Raw genomic sequence first — 15,388 nt, 5'->3', positions numbered from 1 at the left:
TGGGGGGAGCCGGGCCCCGGCGTGTTCAGCCCCCGGTGCGGGGCATGGCCACGGCGTTGCCGGTCACCCGGACGCCGCCGCTGGCCGGCACGTCGACCACCAGCAGACCCGGCCGGCCCAGGTCCGCCCCCTGGTGCAGGTGCAGCGTGGTCGGCGTCTCGACCAGACCATGGGTACGCAGGTAACCGCCGAGTGCGGCGGCGGCCGCGCCGGTCGCCGGGTCCTCGACGACGCCACCGACCGGGAACGGATTGCGCACCTCGAACCGCGTGCCGGAGGCGCGCCACGCCAGCGCCACGGTGGTCCAGTCCCGGCGCAGCATCAGGTCGCGCAGCCGGTCGAAGTCGTAGTCGAGCGCGGCCAGGCGCTCCCGGGTCGCCGCCCCGAGGACCAGGTGGTGGGCGCCCGCGTACGCGACGCGGGGCGGCAACGCCGGGTCGAGGTCGGCCGGGGCCCAGCCCAGGGCGGCGAGCGCCTCGGCGAGGTCCTCGGGCGCCACCGGCGCGTCGGAGGGCGCCACGCTGGTCAGGGTCGCGGTGGGCCGTCCGTCGGCGTCCCGGGCGGTCGCCACCGGAACCACGCCGGCCCGGGTCCCGAAGATCAGCTCGCCGGTGCCCTCGCGTTCGGCGACGGCCACCGCGGCGGCGATCGTGGCGTGGCCGCAGAACGGCACCTCGGCCAGCGGACTGAAGTAGCGGGCGTCGTACTCGCCGGGACCGGTGGCGGTGAGGAACGCCGTCTCGGAATATCCGACGTCGGCGGCGATGGCCAGCATCTGCGGGTCGGTGAGGTCACCGGCGTCGAGGACCACGCCGGCGGGGTTGCCCGCCGCCGGGTCGGTGGTGAAGGCGGCGTACCGCAGGACTTCCGTCATGGCGCCACCGTACGCGTCAGCCGCCGGCGGACCTCGCCCACCGGATCTCGCCGTCGTGCCAGACCCCGGTGGGGCTCAGGCCGGCGGCCGTGGCGACGGCGGCGGACGCCCGGTGCTCCGGGTGGATGTGGGCCATGACGGTGCGCACCTCCTGCCGCCCGAGCCAGGCCACCAGCCCGCGGGCCGCCTCGCCGGCGATGCCCCGCCCCTGCCACGGAGTGCCCACCACCCAGGCGATCTCCGCGACCCGGTCGGCGGCCGGCCCGGCGACGGTCGCCTGGACCGTGCCCACCAGGCACCCCTCCTCCCGGAGCCGGATCACCCAGTTGCACCAGGAGACGGCCGGATCCGGCGAGCCGGCGACGAGCCGCTCGTAGCGGGCACGCAGGGCCTCCGCATCGGCCGGAGCCCCGCCGATGAAGGCGTGCAGCTCCGGATCACCCAGCACGACCGCCATCTCCTCGGCATGCTCGACGCGCAACGGCAGGAGATCCAGCCGTTCGGTGCGAACGGTGTCCGGCTCCACGCCGCTCATGCCTGCCCCTCCGAAGGTCAACGCGCGGCGCTCACGGTATCAGCCCCGTGTCCACCCTGTTGATCATGAGGTTGGCGCCTTGGATTGCGCTTTCCGGCGGCGCCAACCTCATGATCAACGCGAAGGGACTGCGGCGGGGTGGGGGGTCAGCGGCGCCACTTCTGGTTGGGGGCGCCGGTGCAGTCCCAGATCTGGAGGCGGGTGCCGTCGGCGGAGCTGGACCCGGTGGCGTCCAGGCACTTGTTGGCCTGCGGGTTCACGATGTCGCCGGCGGCGCTGAACACCCACCGCTGGGCGCCGGTGCCGTTGCAGTCCCAGAGCTGCACCTTGGCGCCGTTGGCGGTCGACCCGCTGGCGACGTCGAGGCACTTGCCGAGGGCGCGGACCGACCCGTCGGCGTTCCAGGTCCACCGCTGGGCGGCGGTGCCGTTGCAGGTCCAGAGCTGGACCGCGGTGCCGTTGGCGGTGTTGGCGCCGGCCACGTCCACGCACTTGTTGCCGTACCCGACGATCTGCCCGCCGGTGCCCCCGCCGCCGCCGTTGTCCCAGGCCTGGACCCGGACGTAGTCGATGACCATGGTCTGCGGGTAGGTGCTGCTGCCGTCCGGCGAGCCGGGCCAGTTGCCGCCGACCGCGACATTCATGATCATGAAGAACGGATGGTCGAAGACCCACCGGTTACCGCCCGCGTCGGCCGGGGTCTTGCGGGAGTACGCCACGCCGTCCAGGTACCAGGTGATGGAGTCGGGCGCCCAGTCGACGGTGTAGGTGTGGAAGGCGTCGGCGAGCGCCTGGCCGCCGGGGAGCGAGGTCTGGCCGGTCAGGGCGGAGCCGCCGGAGTAGCCCGGCCCGTGCAGGCTGCCGTGCACGGTGGACGGTTCGCGGCCGATGTTCTCCATGATGTCGATCTCGCCGCTGTTGGGCCACGGGTTGGTGCCGATGTCGTTGCCGAGCATCCAGAACGCGGGCCAGATCCCCTGCCCGCGCGGGATCTTGATGCGCGCCTCGAAGCGGCCGTACGCCTGGCTGAACGTGCCGCGGGTCAGCAGCCGCGCCGAGGTGTACTGGCAGCTGCCGTACCAGCAGGAGTAGCCGGCGGGGTTCTCCTTCCGGGCGGTGATGACCAGGTTGCCGTTGCCGTCGAGGGCGGCGTTGCGGGTGCTGCTGGTGTAGTACTGGAGCTCGTTGTTGCCCCAGCCGCTGCCGCCGATGTCGTAGCGCCACCTGCTCCCGTCGGGAGCCGCGCCGGCCGGCCCGGTGAAGTCGTCGGACCAGGTCACGGCGCCGGGCGCGGCCACGGCCGGGGCGCCGGTGACGGTGGTGAGCGCGGCCGTGAGGCCCACGGCCGCGAGGGCCACGGCGGCGAGGGTGCGGATGCTGCGCACGGGGGTGCCTCCCTGCGGTTTCGGGTCGTCCCCGCTGCGGCGGCGGTGCCTCGCCGAACGGTAAACAAACCATAAAGATAGACTTCGATGAAGTTATGAACGAAGTTCGGAGCTGTCAAGAGAGCGCTTCCCGGGTCGCCGCGAACCGGTTCCGGAACCGGTCGGAAATATTGACGTAATGCGATGCGGTTCGGGAGGATCCGGGACCGGGACCCGGACGGCCCGGGCCGACGGGGCGCCGGGCGAGCGGTCCCAGGGGAGGCGCGAGATGAGACTGTCCAGACCCGCCACGCTCGCCGGGGCCGGCGTCCTGGTGGTGGCCCTGTTGCCGGCCCCGCCCGCGGCGGCCGCCGACGCCGGCACGGTCACCGTCACCACCGGCCGGCCGGTGTACGCGGCGGCCGAGGGGAGCCGGGTGCCGGTGGACGTCCTGGTGTCCACCTCGGACGGAAAGCCCCTGGCCGCGCCGGTCACGGTGCGCTGGGCCACCGGCGCCGGCACCGCGACCCCGGGCGCCGACTACACGGCCGCCTCGGGCACGCTCACCTTCCCGGCGGGCAGCCCGTCCGGCGCCGGCCGTCCGGTCACCGTGGTCGTGCGGGCCGACGGCGCGGCGGAGACCGCCGAGACGGTGCCGCTGACCCTGACCGCCGAACGGGCCACCGTCGCGGCCCGGCCCACCGTGGTGGTCGACGCGCACGGCCTGCCGTACCTCGATTCCCGGCTGCCGGTGCGGCGGCGCGTCGCCGACCTGCTGGGCCGGATGACGCTCGCCGAGAAGATCGGCCAGATGACCCAGGCCGAGCGGGCGGCGGTCGCCGACGACCCGACCGCCGTGGCCCGCTGGCAGCTCGGCTCGGTGCTCTCCGGCGGTGGCTCGACCCCGGCCAGCAACACCCCGGCGGCCTGGGTCGAGATGGTCAACGGTCTCCAGGCGCAGGCGCTGAGCACCCGCCTCCAGATCCCGCTGATCTACGGCATCGACGCCGTGCACGGCCACGGCAACGTCGTCGGCGCCACCGTCTTTCCGCACAACGTCGGGCTCGGCGCCACCCGCGACCCGAAGCTGGTCGAGCGGGTCGGCCACGCCACCGCCGCCGAGGTACGCGCCACCGGCATCCCGTGGAACTTCGCGCCCTGCCTCTGCGTCTCCCGGGACGAGCGGTGGGGCCGCAGCTACGAGAGCTTCGGCGAGGACCCGGCGCTGGTGGTGTCGATGGAGACCGTCATCGACGGCCTCCAGGGCCGGCCCGGCCGGCTCGACGACGCCGACCGGGTGCTCGCCACGGCCAAGCACTACGCCGGCGACGGCGACACCGACTACGACGAGGCCGTCGCCGCCGCGAACGAGGGCAAGCCGTGGTGGGAGCAGAAGTACCCGATCGACCAGGGGGTCACCGTCACCGACCGGGAGCACTTCGCCCGGGTCGACCTCGCCCCGTACCTGCCGGCGCTGCGGGCGCACAAGGTGGGCAGCGTGATGCCCTCCTTCTCCAGCGTCGACTGGACCGAGGACGGGCTCGGCAACCCCACCAAGATGCACGCCCACCGCGAACTGATCACCGACGTGCTCAAGGGCCGGCTCGGCTTCGACGGCTTCCTGATCTCCGACTGGGAGGGCATCCACCAGATCCCCGACCCCGCCGAGCCGACCAACGGCGGGCTGACCGCGTACAAGGTCCGGGTCGGGGTGAACGCCGGCACCGACATGTTCATGGAGCCGTACAACGCCGAGCAGTTCGAGCAACTGCTCCTCGCCGAGGTGACCGCCGGCCGGGTGCCCACCGCGCGGATCGACGACGCCGTGCGGCGGATCCTCACCAAGAAGTTCGAGCTGGGCCTCTTCGCGCATCCGTACGCCTCGGCGGCCGGCGTCGACCAGGTCGGCAGCGCGGCGCACCGGGCCGTCGGCCGGGAGGCGGTGGCGAAGTCGCAGGTGCTGCTGAAGAACAGCGGACGGGCCCTGCCGCTGCGCCGGGACGCCTCCATCTACCTGGCCGGGCGCAACGCCGACGACCTCGGCAACCAGGCGGGCGGCTGGACGGTCACCTGGCAGGGCGTCTCCGGCGCCGACGCCGTACCCGGCACCTCGATCCTGGACGGCATCCGTCAGGTCGCCCCGGGGGCCCGGGTCACCTACAGCGCCGACGCCTCGGCTCCCACCGACGGCGCCGAGGTCGGGGTCGTGGTGGTCGGCGAGACCCCGTACGCGGAGGGCTACGGCGATGTCGGCGGCCCGGAGTGCGGCTGGTGCAGCGGACCGCAGCAGGAGGAGAAGTCGCTGCGGCTGCAGCCCGGGGACCGGGCGGTCGTCGACAAGGTCTGCGCGGCGCTGCCGACCTGCGTGGTGCTGGTGGTCTCCGGCCGGCCGCAGGTGCTCACCGACCAGCTCGGCCGGATCGACGCCCTGGTGGCGTCCTGGCTGCCCGGCAGCGAGGGCGCCGGGGTGGCCGACGTGCTCTTCGGCCGCCGGCCGTTCACCGGCCGGCTGCCGGTGAGCTGGCCGCGTGACGAGGCGCAGGTGCCGATCAACGTGGGCGACGCCGACTACCGGCCGCTGTTCCCGTTCGGCTGGGGCCTGCGCACCGACCCGGGCCGGGACCGGCTGGCCGCCGTGGCCGCCGACCGGCCGCAGGTGCGGGCGGCGCTCGGCCCGGCCGGCTGGAACGCCGACGGCTCGCTGCGCGACGCCGCCGGGGTGCTGGACCGGCTGGGGCGGCAGCTCGGCGCCGACCGCCGGAACGCCGGGCTGGTCGAGGCGATCCTCGGGGTGGCCCGGGACGCCGCCCAGGCCGCCGTGGTGCGGGGGAGTGCCCCGGAGAACTGGGCGGCACTGATCGCCGACGCCGACCACGCCCAGCTCACCGGCGACCCGGTCCGGGCGTTCACCCTGCTGGTCCGCGTCGCCGTCTGACGGCGCCACGCCGGCCTCCGCGATGATCGGTCATCGGGGAGGCCGGCGACCCACTCCCCGGTCACTCCGCCGACGTGGCGGCGGGCGTGGGGGAACGGTCCGGCGGCGGCTGCTCCGGTGGCGCCGGCCGGCGCAGGTCCCGCCACGGGCCGCCGAGCAGCGGGGTGAGCACCACCAGCAGGTAGCCGGTGCCGATGGCGACCAGGGTGGCGGTGGTGCCGAACCGATCGGCGGCCAGCCCGGCGCCGGCGGCGCCCACCGGCATTGCCGCCCAGGCGCCCGCCCCGATCACCCCGTACACCCGGGCCCGCATGGTCGCCGGGACGCGCTCCAGCTCGACCGCGCCGATGAGCGGGTTGATCGCGCCGGCGGCGAGGCCGGACACCACGCAGACCGCGGCGATCACCGGCAGTGGCGGGGCGGCGGCGAGCGCCCAGAAGGGCGGGGCGCCGCAGACGGCGAAGGCGGTGACGAAGGTGGCGCGGCGGGGCAGCCGGTGCCCGACGGCGCTGAACAGCAGCGAGCCGACCAGCGCGCCGCCGCCCATCGCGCCGACCAGCAGACCGAAGGCGGCCGCCCCACCGAGCTCCCGCGTGGCGACCACCGGCATCAGCACGTTGCTCTTGGTCGCGTCGAAGAGGTTGGTGACCAGCACCAGCAGCACCATGGCGCGCAGCAGCGGTTCGCGGACCAGGAAGCGCAGCCCGGCGGCGAAGTCCCGCCAGTAGCCGGCCGAGGGGGCGTCGTGGTCGGCGGACGGTCGCAGGCTCGCCGGCACCAGCACCGTCACCACCAGCGCCGAGACGGCGAACGTGGCCGCGTCGACGGCCAGCACCGGTAGTGCGCCGAGCGTGCTGACCAGCAGGCCGGCAACCGGCGCGCCGATCAGGCGGGAGCCGCGCTCGGTGGCCCCGAACCAGCCGATCGCCCGCTCGATGGGCACCCCGGCCGCGGCCGCCGCCTCGGGCAGCAGCGCGGTGCGGGCGGTCTGGCCCGGGGTGTCGAGCAGACCGCTGACGAAGACCAGCCCGAGCAGGGCCGGGAAGGGCAGCCCCACCGTGGCGTGCAGCAGCGGTACGGCGGCGACGGTCACGCCGGAGACCAGGTCGGCCAGCACGCTGGCCCGGCGGTAGCCGATCCGGTCCACGAGGACGCCACCGAAGGCGCCGCCGAGCACCACCGGGGCGGTGGCGAACGCGCCCGTCAGCCCGGTGGCCGCCGGCGAGCCCGTCTCGGCCAGCACGTAGAGCGGCAGCGCGATCAGGGTGAGCATGTTGCCGGTGAGCGACACCGTGTGCGCGGCCAGCAGCCCGGCCAGCGGGCCCCACCGGCGGCTCACTGCGGCCCCCGGTAGGCCTGCCAGATCAGCGTGACGGTGCGCGCGTCCGGCCGGTCGGGGTTGCTGCGCTCCTGCCAGCGGGCGCCCAGCTCGGACAGCTCGCGGCGCAGCTCCACCAGCTCGTCCGGGGTGAGGTGGAGGAAGCTGTCGCTGCTCGTGGTGCCCCGCACCCACGCCGGGTCGAGGGACGCCTCGGCGTCGAGGTAGGCCTCGAACCGGGCCACGTAGCGCTGGAGGACGGCCCGGCGCAGCAGGTCGGAGGCGAGCCGCCGTTCCGGGTCGTCGAGCAGCTCCACCGGCTCCCAGTCGGTACGCGCGTGCGCGGCCCGCCACCACCGCTCCCGGCGGTTGCGGGCCAGCTCGGGGGCTTCCCGGACGAAGCCGTGCTCGGCCAGCTTGCCGAGGTGGTAGCTGACCGAGCCGACCGCCTCACCGGTCACGTCGCTCAGCATGCCCACGGTCTGCGGGCCGCGGATGCGCAGCTCGCCGAGGAGCCGGATCCGGGTGGGGTGGGCCAGCGCCCGCATGGCCCGGGGGTCGGTGAGGTGAAGGGTGCTCGGCTCGTCCGCCATGCCCTCAGGCTAGACCCACAAGGAACGATGTACAAGAAGCCTTGTATTTGCAGACGGGCGCGGACCGCGCGGGAAGGGCGGGGTGGATCAGGCGGGGCGACGGCCCTTGAGGCGGCGGCCCAGCTCGCGGGCGATCTCCCGGTTGGCGTCACGCTCGGCGAGGGCCTGGCGCTTGTCGTAGGACTTGCGGCCCCGGGCCAGGCCCAGCTCGACCTTGGCCCAGCCGTTCGAGAAGTACAGCGACAGCGGCACCAGGGTGACCCCGCCGTCGCGCAGCTTCTCCAGGATCCGGGCGATCTCGACCCGGTTCAGCAGCAGCTTCCGCGTGCGCCGGGGCTGGTGGTTGGTCCAGGTGCCGAAGCCGTACTCGGCGATGTGCAGGCCGTACAGCATGATCTCGCCGTCGCGCTCCTGGGCGAACGCGTCGACCAGCGACACCCGCCCCTCGCGCAGCGACTTCACCTCGGTGCCGGCCAGCACGATCCCGGCCTCGTAGGTCTTCAGGATCGTGTAGTCGTGCCGCGCCTTCTTGTTCGAGGCGACGAGCTTGCGCCCGGTCTCCCTGGTCACGCCCTCACCTCCCGCAGCTCGACGCCGAGGAGGATACCGCCCGGGGTGGGCGCCGGCGGCGCGTGCTCGTCGCGGCGCCTGGTCCCCGGTCCACCACCCTGGCGGTCGGAGCTGGTGATCCGGCTCGACCTCTGCTACCGGGTGGCGGGCGGTCCGACGGACTGGGAGACCGGCGAGTGGCTGGTCACCGTCGGCGGTCGCATCGGGTGACGCGACGGAGGTGACCGTCGAGGTCGGTGAGCCAGCCGTCGACCTCCACCAGCGACAGCACCTCCGGCCGGTCCTCGCCCTCGCGCAGCATCCCGTGCACCTGCCCGGCCACGTCCCCGGCGGGTGCCGCCGGCGCGAGCGGCCGGTCGACGCGAGCCCGCGTCACCTGCCGGGCGAGGTCGGCGTAGCCGTCCCGCAGTCCGGTGGCCCGGGCGACCAGCGCCGCCGCCGGGCCGGGCCACGGGGCCAGCACCCCGGGCCGGCGGTCGGCGAGCAGCGCCCGCCCGCCGTGGCTGGCGCGGTGCGCGGCCGCCAGCACCCGGTCCCAGTCGACGTGGGACAGCCGAGGATCGTGGCGCTCCGCGTGGTACTGGACGAAGGAGGCGGTGGCGAGCGCCTCCGCGCGCCGGGCCGCGTCGATCGCGCCCCGCGCGTCCGCGGTGCCCGCGAGCGCCGCCACGATCGCCTCGACGGCTCGCCCGCTCGCCGCCAGGTAGGCACCCGCGGTGCGCCGCAGTTCGCCGCCGCTGCCCCGCGGCCAGAGCAGCAGGCCGGCGAGGACGCCCACCACGGCGCCGATCGCGACGTCCACCACCCGGGCGCCGGCCAGTTGCCACGACGCCGGGTTGAGCTGGGCGAACACGACGATGAGCAGCAGGGTGAGCAGCGCCTGGGCCCAGCCCAGGCCGAGCAGGGGACCGACGCCGAAGGCCAGCACCAGCGCCAGCGGCAGCAGGGCGGCGTACGCCCCTCGTGCGGGTGAGACGAGCAGGAGCAGGCCGCCGGCGGCGCCCCCGGCGAGGGTGCCGATCAACGCCGGACGCAGCGTGGTCCGGGTGTCCGACGCGGAGGCCCGCATGAGGCTGAGCGTCGCCAGGAGAACCCAGAACCCGTGCTGCAGGTTGACCACCCCGGCGATCACCCGGGCGGCGGTCAGGGCCACGGCGAGCCGGACCGCGCCCTCGAGGTACACCGACCGCGGGGTGAGGTGCGCCCGGAACTGCAGCCGGTACAACGACCACGCGCTGCGCCCGACGTACCAGAACCGGTCCGGCCCCGCCCCGGGTGGCGGCGCGGCGTGCCGTCCCGGCGGACCGGTGGCGATCCGGACCGCCGCGGCGTACGTCCCGACCTGGTCGACGAGCGCCCGGACGTTCGCGTCCGCGCGCAGCCGGGCGGGGCCGGCCGCCCGCCACGACGGCGGCAGCGCGACGGCCCGCGCCGGCTCCTCGACCAACGGCGCGCCGGGTCGGCCCACCGCCACGTCGGCGGCGCGGCGGAGGGCGGCCGCGCACCGCCGCAGCACGCCCGCCAGGTCGGCGTCCCCGCTGCCCGGCGCGTCCGGCCGGGACGTCAGGGACTCGGCGACCGCCAGCACCTCCTGGGCGGCCGCCGCCGCGTCCCGCCAGGCCCGGTCGCGACGGCCGGCCCCGGTCGGGCGTGCCGTCACCGGCAGCCGGGGCATCCGTACCTGGTCGAGCAGGGCCGCCGCCCGGGTGTGCCGCCGGGCCGCCTCCGCAACCGCGCCGGGCCGCGCCACCAGCACGTCCGCCAGCGCGTCGACGAGGTCCGCGAGGCCGCCGGCCGCCGTGGCGAGGCGCTGCGCGAAGGTGACCGGCGCCGGGTCCGGCCAGAGCGTCACCTCGGCGAGCGCGACCAGGACGACGCCCAGCGTGACGCCGGCCAGCCGGGCCGGAAGGGTGTCCGGCTGGTACGGCGGGAAGCAGGCCAGGATGTAGAAGAGTTGGAGCGCGTTGGCCAGCCCGACCAGGCGCGGCCCGCCGACCCCCGCGAACGCCACCGCGAAGCCGACGACGAGCATCCCGGCGGCCGCCGCCGCGGTGCTGACCGCCAGCACGGTGCCGACCGCCACCAGCGCCCAGGCCGCCGGTACGGCCGCCAGCAGGGTGCGCGCCCGCACCGCCGGCGGCCCGGGCAACTGGGCGAAGCTGCCCGTGGCGACCGTGCCGAACAGGGCGTACGTGGCGAGGGTGACGGTGCCCAGGCCGTAGCGGCAGCCGTAGAAGACGAGGGAGGCGACGACGGTCAGCCGGGCCGCCCGACGGATGAGCCGGTAGCCCGGGTCGCGACGGGACAGCCGGTCCCGCAGCTCCCCGCCCGGCCGTCGACGCATGCCCACACCGCTCCCCAACTGGTCTTCCCGGGGGCGGCGGGCGTCTGCCTCCGGGACTCTATCGGGCCGGCGGCGGTGACGTTCCCGGATCACCCGACCGGCCCCGCCGCCCACCGGGGAGTGTCCGCGATCGGCGTGCTGCCCGCCGCCGCCGCGCCTAGGCTGCCCGGTAGGCGAGGCGGGGAGCGGCGGATGACGCGGGTGGCGGTGCTCGGGCTCGGTGGCATGGGTACGCCGATGGCGGCGAACCTCCTCCGGGCCGGGTTGGCGACGGTGGTGTGGAACCGGCACCCGGAACCGGCCCGGGCGCTCGGCGACCGGGGCGCCGAGGTCGCCGCGGACCCGGCCGAGGCGGTACGCAGGGCCGACGTGGTGGTGACCATGGTGACCGACGCCGCCGCCGTGCGCGCGATCGCCGTCGATCAGGGGATGCTCGCCGCGCTGCCCGAGGGGGCGGTCTGGGCGCAGATGAGCACCATCGGGGTGACCGAGACCGCCCGCCTGGCCGAGCTGGTCCGCGCGGAGCGCCCCGGGGTGACCCTGGTGGACGCCCCGGTGGCCGGCAGCCGGGGGCCGGCCGAACAGGGCCGGCTCGTCGTCCTCGCCTCCGGCCCCGAGCAGGTGCGCGACCGGGTGGCGCCCGTCTTCGACGCGGTCGGGCAGCGGACCGTCTGGGTCGGGCCGGCCGGCGCCGGGTCGCGGCTGAAGCTGGTCAACAACCTGCTGCTCGCCTTCGTGAACGAGGGGCTCGCCGCGGCGGTCGCCCTCGGTGACGCGCTCGGCCTGGACCGCGCCACGGTGCACGGTGCCCTGCGCGGGAGCCCGCTGGTGTCGCCCTGGGCGGCCGAGAAGCTCGACCGGATCGCCGGGGACGACTACACGACGCAGTACTCCCTGGCCCTGGCGCTCAAGGACGTGGACCTCGCGCTGCGCGAGGTGCCGTCCGGCCGGTTCCCGGCCGCCGAGGCCCTGGCCGGAGAGTGGCGCCGCGCCGTCGAGCAGGGCCTCGGCGGCGACGACCTGACCGTCGTGACGCGGGCCCTCTCCCGGTAGCCCGCACCGGACTGCCCGGCTGCGGCTACCGAGGCCGCCCGTCCCAGCGGGCCAGCCCCGCTGCCGCCACGAGACGGCCGACCGCCGCGCCGACCTCGTCGGTGTGCCGGAAGTGGATGCCCGACCACACCCGGGCGTCGATGTTGTCCCGGGTCAGCTCGCGCCAGTCCCGGTAGGTCAGGGTGACGCCGGGAGCGGTGGGGCTGGTCAGCGCCACCGGCCCGGCCGGCGGCCCGGCGAGGGCCCGCAGGACGATGTCCGCGGCGCCGGCGTAGGTGGTGTGCCCGCTGGGATACTCAGGATGGGCGGGGGTGGTGATCAGCGGGGACCACGACGGGTCCGGCGCGATGTCCCCGGTCCGGATGGCGGTGACCGGGCGCCAGCGCAGGTCCCGGTACTTGGCCGCGTACGTGACGATCTGGGCGTCGACGGTCGCCGCGTGGAAGAGGGCGACGAGGGCCACCCGGCGCGCCGTCCCGTGGACCTGCCCCACGGCGGCGCGCAGCGCCCCGGTGTAGCCGTTCAGCGAGGTCTGCGCCCAGAACCGGGCCACGTCGGTCTGCCGGTCGGTGCGGCTGCCGCCCTGCGCAGCGCCGACCGCCCGGCTCTCGGCCAGGTCACGGGCGTAGCGCGCGTCGTCGAGCGCGGGCGGCGGCCCGGGCAGGTACGCCCGCACGTCGTCGATCAGGAACGGCCGGCCGTCGCCCTGGCCGGCCTGCACCGCGGCGGCGAAGCCGGGCGGGGTCGGCTGCCAGACGCCGGGCGCCGGTGCGGGCGGGGTGAAGGGCCGGTTGACCGAGGCGAGGTCGAGCCCGTCGCCGGCACGCTCGGCGAGCACGCCGCGGGCGGCGTCCCGGCCGCTCTCGACGGCGGCCCGGACGGCCGCGGCCGGACCCAGCCGGTCCAGCGTGGCGGCGAGGGCCGCGTCCAGGTCGGCGGCGCGCGCCGGCAGCAGCGCGGTGAGGGTCTCGTGCACGGCCCCGGCGAGCGCGGCGTCCCGAGGGGCGCCACCACGGACCCGGGTCACCGCCCGCCAGGCCGCGATCCAGCCGATCGCCCAGGTGCGGCTGCTGTTGACCTGGAGCGGTCCGGTGATCACGCCGATCGTCGCGGCGGTGACGTCGTACCACTCGAGGACGGTGTCCACCTCGGGCCCGCGCGCGGCGGCGACACCGGCGAGGCCGGGCGCGGCGAGGGCGGCCGCCCCGGCGCCGAGCAGGGTCCGGCGACGGGGCCGGGGGTACGGACGCGCGGAGGGCATGCGAGCTCCCGAGGTACGGCGGGGAAGGGGCCGCGCCAGCCTAACCCAGTAAACCTACCGACTCAATAGGGTATCCGTCGCCCTGAGCCGGCCCTCCGGGACGTTGGCCCGAGACGTGGACGGCGGACCATGGAAGTCATCGCGCGAACGGAGCCGGGGGCAGGTGCGGCCGCGGCGGCGAATCGCTGTCCGCGTCGATACCGTTGATCTGCCAGCGCACGACGGTGGGTGCGGCGAGCCGGGCGAGGTGCCAGCCGAGAACGACCGCGCCGATGACGAGCGACACCGCGACCAGGCCGAACAGCCACGCACGGAGGAGCGTCCGCCGCGCCAGGGGAGGACGGGGTGGCAGGCCGTTCTTGAGATCACCTGCCCACGGGGGCCACATCAGAGCCACGACAGCACCTCCTGGGCGACGGTGGTGGCCGATTCGACGGCAGCAGCGTCCGTGGCACCGACAACCTCGTACCTGACCCAGACGAGATAGGTGCCGAGGCAGGCGGTGAAGTTGACGACTCGGCCGCCGGCGGGATCGCCCGCGACGGTGTAGACGGCACCGTCACCGAGCACGACCGGGTGGTTGACGCGATTGACGATCATCGCCGGCAATCCGTCCCGGTCGACGCACCGGGGGCTCTGGCCGTCGTGCCGGCCGAAGCGGACCAACGCCACCCACAGCGAAGCCCGCTGCCCGTCCCTGTTGGACGCACTCTCGGCCTGGCAGGCGTTCGAATGGGTGCCGGGGACGCTCTGCTCCTCGCCCTCGGCTCGGAGCGGCCCGTGCCGAGGCACGAGAAGGTCGAAAACCTCAGGTCGGATGAGTTGGCAGACCGGGGGTGGTGGGGGTGGGTCCACCCGCGCACCCACCCACCCCAGGCGCAGACCGACCGCGGCGGCGACCAGCACGCAGAGGGCGAGCACCGCGAGCCGGATCCGGATTGCCGCGCTCACACCGTCAGTGTCAGCTACGCGGGCAAGGGAACGTCATCGGCGTGGCAGCACCGTGCCCGCGGCTCGGCGGCCCCCCAACTGAGGTCCTCCGCGAGAGCCGACAGATGCCCTCGCCGTGGCGGCGGCCCAGCCGGTGGTGATCAGGAGGAGGGCCGCCGCGTAGGTGGTCATCACCAGGAGGTCCCGGCCGGGGAAGCCGCCACCGGCGGCGCCCACGCCGATCAGCAGGTCGGAGACGAGGAAGAGCGCCCCGCCGACCGCCGTGCGCCGGGACACCCCGGTCGCGGCGGTGGCCATCAGGCACAGCGCCAGGCTGTAGCCGAGCACCGGTAGCCGCAGTGGACCCAGCGCGCCCCAGAGCAGCGCGTTCGCGCCGGCCCAGGTGAGCAGGTAACCGAACGGCGCCGCCACCGGCGGCCGGCGGTGGCGCAGGAAGGCGGTGAGGAAGGCGACCTGGGTGATCAGGAAGCACCCCATGCCGGCCAGGAACGCGGCCTCGCCCGGCACCAGCAGGGCCACGTCGCCGGCGGTGGCGGCGACCAGGCCCACCGCCACCGGGTCCACCCGGCGTCGCCGGTCCCACAGGTACGCCAGCAGCAGCGGCGCCAGCAGCGGCTTGGCCAGCCACTGCGTCACGGTGGAGTCGAGCGCCACCCCGACCAGCTCGACGAGGGTGGCGACTCCGAACAGGACCAGCCAGGGGCGCCTCACCGGACCGGCTGCCAGCCGGGCCGGCCGAAGAGGTAGCCGAGCCGGTGTCGCCACGAGGTGGCGTGCCGGACGTCGGACCAGATCGCGGCGAACTCGTGGGTGGCCACCCGCAGCGGGTTGTAGGTCTGGATGTTCTTGGTCAGCCCGTAGCGCGCCGGGGCCCGCTCGGGCTCGAAGGAACCGAAGAGCCGGTCCCAGACGATGAGGATGCCGCCGTAGTTGCGGTCCAGGTACTCGGCGTTCGAGCCGTGGTGCACCCGGTGGTGCGAGGGCGTGTTGAAGATGAACTCGATCGGCCGCGCCAGCACGCCCACCCGCTCGGTGTGCAGGAAGAACTGGTAGAGCAGGCTGATCGACTGCTGCAGGAAGATCATCCACGGCGGGATGCCGAGCAGCGCCAGGGGCAGCCAGAAGGGCAGTGAGGTCATCGGCGTCCAGCTCTGCCGCAGCGCGGTGGAGAGGTTGTAGTAGACGCTGGAGTGGTGCACCACGTGGCTGGCCCAGAGCACGCGTACCTCGTGGTGCAGTCGGTGGAACCAGTAGTAGGCGAGGTCGTCGGCGAAGAAGACGATCACCCACGTCCACCAGTCGCCGGGGGAGAGGTGCACCGGCGCAACCGTCCACAGTGCGGCGTAGACGCCGACGGTGAGCAGCTTCCAGGGGAAGCCGATGATCTGGCTGCCCAGCCCCATGGAGAGGCTGGTGGTGGTGTCGCGCAGCTCGTAGCCGCGTTCGTCGTCGTCGGGGAGGAAGCGGTAGGAGACCGCCTCGATGATGATCAGGAGGAGGAACGCCGGGACGGCGTAGAGCACGGCGGGGATCATGCTCCCCTATACACATCTCCGAGCCCACGAGTCCTTACTCTGTCTCCCATCTCGC

The 15,388-nt window shown here is 75.1% G+C and carries 14 protein-coding genes; 2 read left to right on the top strand and 12 right to left on the bottom strand.

The annotated features are described in order from the left end of the window. Positions 1 to 25 precede the first annotated feature (25 nt). From ACW0Q9_RS12945 to ACW0Q9_RS12935, 3 genes are all read right to left on the bottom strand, one after another. A complete protein-coding gene (locus ACW0Q9_RS12945; protein WP_456180940.1) occupies positions 26 to 874 on the bottom strand; it encodes a PhzF family phenazine biosynthesis protein in 849 nt (282 codons plus the stop codon). Positions 875 to 890: 16 nt separating this feature from the next. Then, on the bottom strand, positions 891 to 1,409 hold the full coding sequence (locus ACW0Q9_RS12940; protein WP_456180938.1) for a GNAT family N-acetyltransferase: 519 nt from the start codon (positions 1,407 to 1,409) through the stop codon (positions 891 to 893). A 146-nt stretch (positions 1,410 to 1,555) separates the two neighbouring features. Then, positions 1,556 to 2,794: a lectin gene (locus tag ACW0Q9_RS12935; protein ID WP_456180936.1), complete on the bottom strand. Its 1,239-nt coding sequence runs from the start codon at positions 2,792 to 2,794 to the stop codon at positions 1,556 to 1,558. A 268-nt stretch (positions 2,795 to 3,062) separates the two neighbouring features. On the opposite strand from ACW0Q9_RS12935, the gene ACW0Q9_RS12930 reads away from it, so the two are divergent. Next, a complete protein-coding gene (locus ACW0Q9_RS12930) occupies positions 3,063 to 5,708 on the top strand; it encodes a glycoside hydrolase family 3 N-terminal domain-containing protein (protein ID WP_456180934.1) in 2,646 nt (881 codons plus the stop codon). Positions 5,709 to 5,769: 61 nt separating this feature from the next. On the opposite strand, the gene ACW0Q9_RS12925 is transcribed toward ACW0Q9_RS12930, so the two are convergent. From ACW0Q9_RS12925 to ACW0Q9_RS12910, 4 genes are all read right to left on the bottom strand, one after another. Further along, entirely contained in the window at positions 5,770 to 7,047 is a 1,278-nt protein-coding gene (locus ACW0Q9_RS12925) for an MFS transporter (protein ID WP_456180932.1), read from the bottom strand. After that, the gene (locus ACW0Q9_RS12920; protein ID WP_456180930.1) at positions 7,044 to 7,619 is read right to left on the bottom strand and encodes a helix-turn-helix domain-containing protein; all 576 of its coding nucleotides are present in this window, start codon (positions 7,617 to 7,619) and stop codon (positions 7,044 to 7,046) included. Before ACW0Q9_RS12920 ends, ACW0Q9_RS12925 begins: the two co-directional genes overlap by 4 nt. A gap of 87 nt (positions 7,620 to 7,706) precedes the next feature. Further along, positions 7,707 to 8,189: an SsrA-binding protein SmpB gene (smpB, locus tag ACW0Q9_RS12915; RefSeq protein WP_456180928.1), complete on the bottom strand. Its 483-nt coding sequence runs from the start codon at positions 8,187 to 8,189 to the stop codon at positions 7,707 to 7,709. A gap of 184 nt (positions 8,190 to 8,373) precedes the next feature. After that, the gene (locus ACW0Q9_RS12910; RefSeq protein ID WP_456180926.1) at positions 8,374 to 10,533 is read right to left on the bottom strand and encodes an FUSC family protein; all 2,160 of its coding nucleotides are present in this window, start codon (positions 10,531 to 10,533) and stop codon (positions 8,374 to 8,376) included. Between the two features lie 75 nt (positions 10,534 to 10,608). Between ACW0Q9_RS12910 and ACW0Q9_RS12905 the strand changes: the two genes are divergently transcribed. After that, positions 10,609 to 11,586 (top strand): NAD(P)-dependent oxidoreductase, encoded by a 978-nt coding sequence (locus tag ACW0Q9_RS12905; protein ID WP_456180924.1) that lies wholly within the window; start codon positions 10,609 to 10,611, stop codon positions 11,584 to 11,586. A gap of 25 nt (positions 11,587 to 11,611) precedes the next feature. On the opposite strand, the gene ACW0Q9_RS12900 is transcribed toward ACW0Q9_RS12905, so the two are convergent. The 5 genes from ACW0Q9_RS12900 to ACW0Q9_RS12880 all read right to left on the bottom strand — a co-directional run bounded on the left by ACW0Q9_RS12900 (position 11,612) and on the right by ACW0Q9_RS12880 (position 15,321). Continuing rightward, positions 11,612 to 12,847: a vanadium-dependent haloperoxidase gene (locus ACW0Q9_RS12900; protein ID WP_456180922.1), complete on the bottom strand. Its 1,236-nt coding sequence runs from the start codon at positions 12,845 to 12,847 to the stop codon at positions 11,612 to 11,614. Positions 12,848 to 12,983: 136 nt separating this feature from the next. Continuing rightward, on the bottom strand, positions 12,984 to 13,244 hold the full coding sequence (locus tag ACW0Q9_RS12895; RefSeq protein WP_456180920.1) for a hypothetical protein: 261 nt from the start codon (positions 13,242 to 13,244) through the stop codon (positions 12,984 to 12,986). Further along, a complete protein-coding gene (locus ACW0Q9_RS12890; protein WP_456180918.1) occupies positions 13,235 to 13,798 on the bottom strand; it encodes a hypothetical protein in 564 nt (187 codons plus the stop codon). The genes ACW0Q9_RS12895 and ACW0Q9_RS12890 overlap by 10 nt, the downstream gene beginning before the upstream one ends. 33 nt (positions 13,799 to 13,831) lie before the next feature. Then, positions 13,832 to 14,509: a lysoplasmalogenase gene (locus ACW0Q9_RS12885; RefSeq protein ID WP_456180916.1), complete on the bottom strand. Its 678-nt coding sequence runs from the start codon at positions 14,507 to 14,509 to the stop codon at positions 13,832 to 13,834. Continuing rightward, the gene (locus ACW0Q9_RS12880; protein ID WP_456180914.1) at positions 14,506 to 15,321 is read right to left on the bottom strand and encodes a sterol desaturase family protein; all 816 of its coding nucleotides are present in this window, start codon (positions 15,319 to 15,321) and stop codon (positions 14,506 to 14,508) included. The genes ACW0Q9_RS12885 and ACW0Q9_RS12880 overlap by 4 nt, the downstream gene beginning before the upstream one ends. Between the last annotated feature and the right edge of the window lie 67 nt (positions 15,322 to 15,388).

This window comes from Micromonospora sp. I033 (assembly GCF_053890995.1).
The sequence above is the reverse complement of the archived record's forward strand: the minus strand, read 5'-3'. Positions and strand labels throughout refer to the sequence as shown.

Excerpts from the sequence above, each read along its gene's own strand:
- ACW0Q9_RS12945 (WP_456180940.1), bottom strand. The coding sequence starts at position 874 with ATGACGGAAGTCCTGCGGTACGCCGCCTTCACCACCGACCCGGCGGCG.
- ACW0Q9_RS12940 (WP_456180938.1), bottom strand. The coding sequence starts at position 1,409 with ATGAGCGGCGTGGAGCCGGACACCGTTCGCACCGAACGGCTGGATCTC.
- ACW0Q9_RS12930 (WP_456180934.1), top strand. The coding sequence starts at position 3,063 with ATGAGACTGTCCAGACCCGCCACGCTCGCCGGGGCCGGCGTCCTGGTG.
- ACW0Q9_RS12920 (WP_456180930.1), bottom strand. The coding sequence starts at position 7,619 with ATGGCGGACGAGCCGAGCACCCTTCACCTCACCGACCCCCGGGCCATG.
- ACW0Q9_RS12910 (WP_456180926.1), bottom strand. The coding sequence starts at position 10,533 with ATGCGTCGACGGCCGGGCGGGGAGCTGCGGGACCGGCTGTCCCGTCGC.
- ACW0Q9_RS12900 (WP_456180922.1), bottom strand. The coding sequence starts at position 12,847 with ATGCCCTCCGCGCGTCCGTACCCCCGGCCCCGTCGCCGGACCCTGCTC.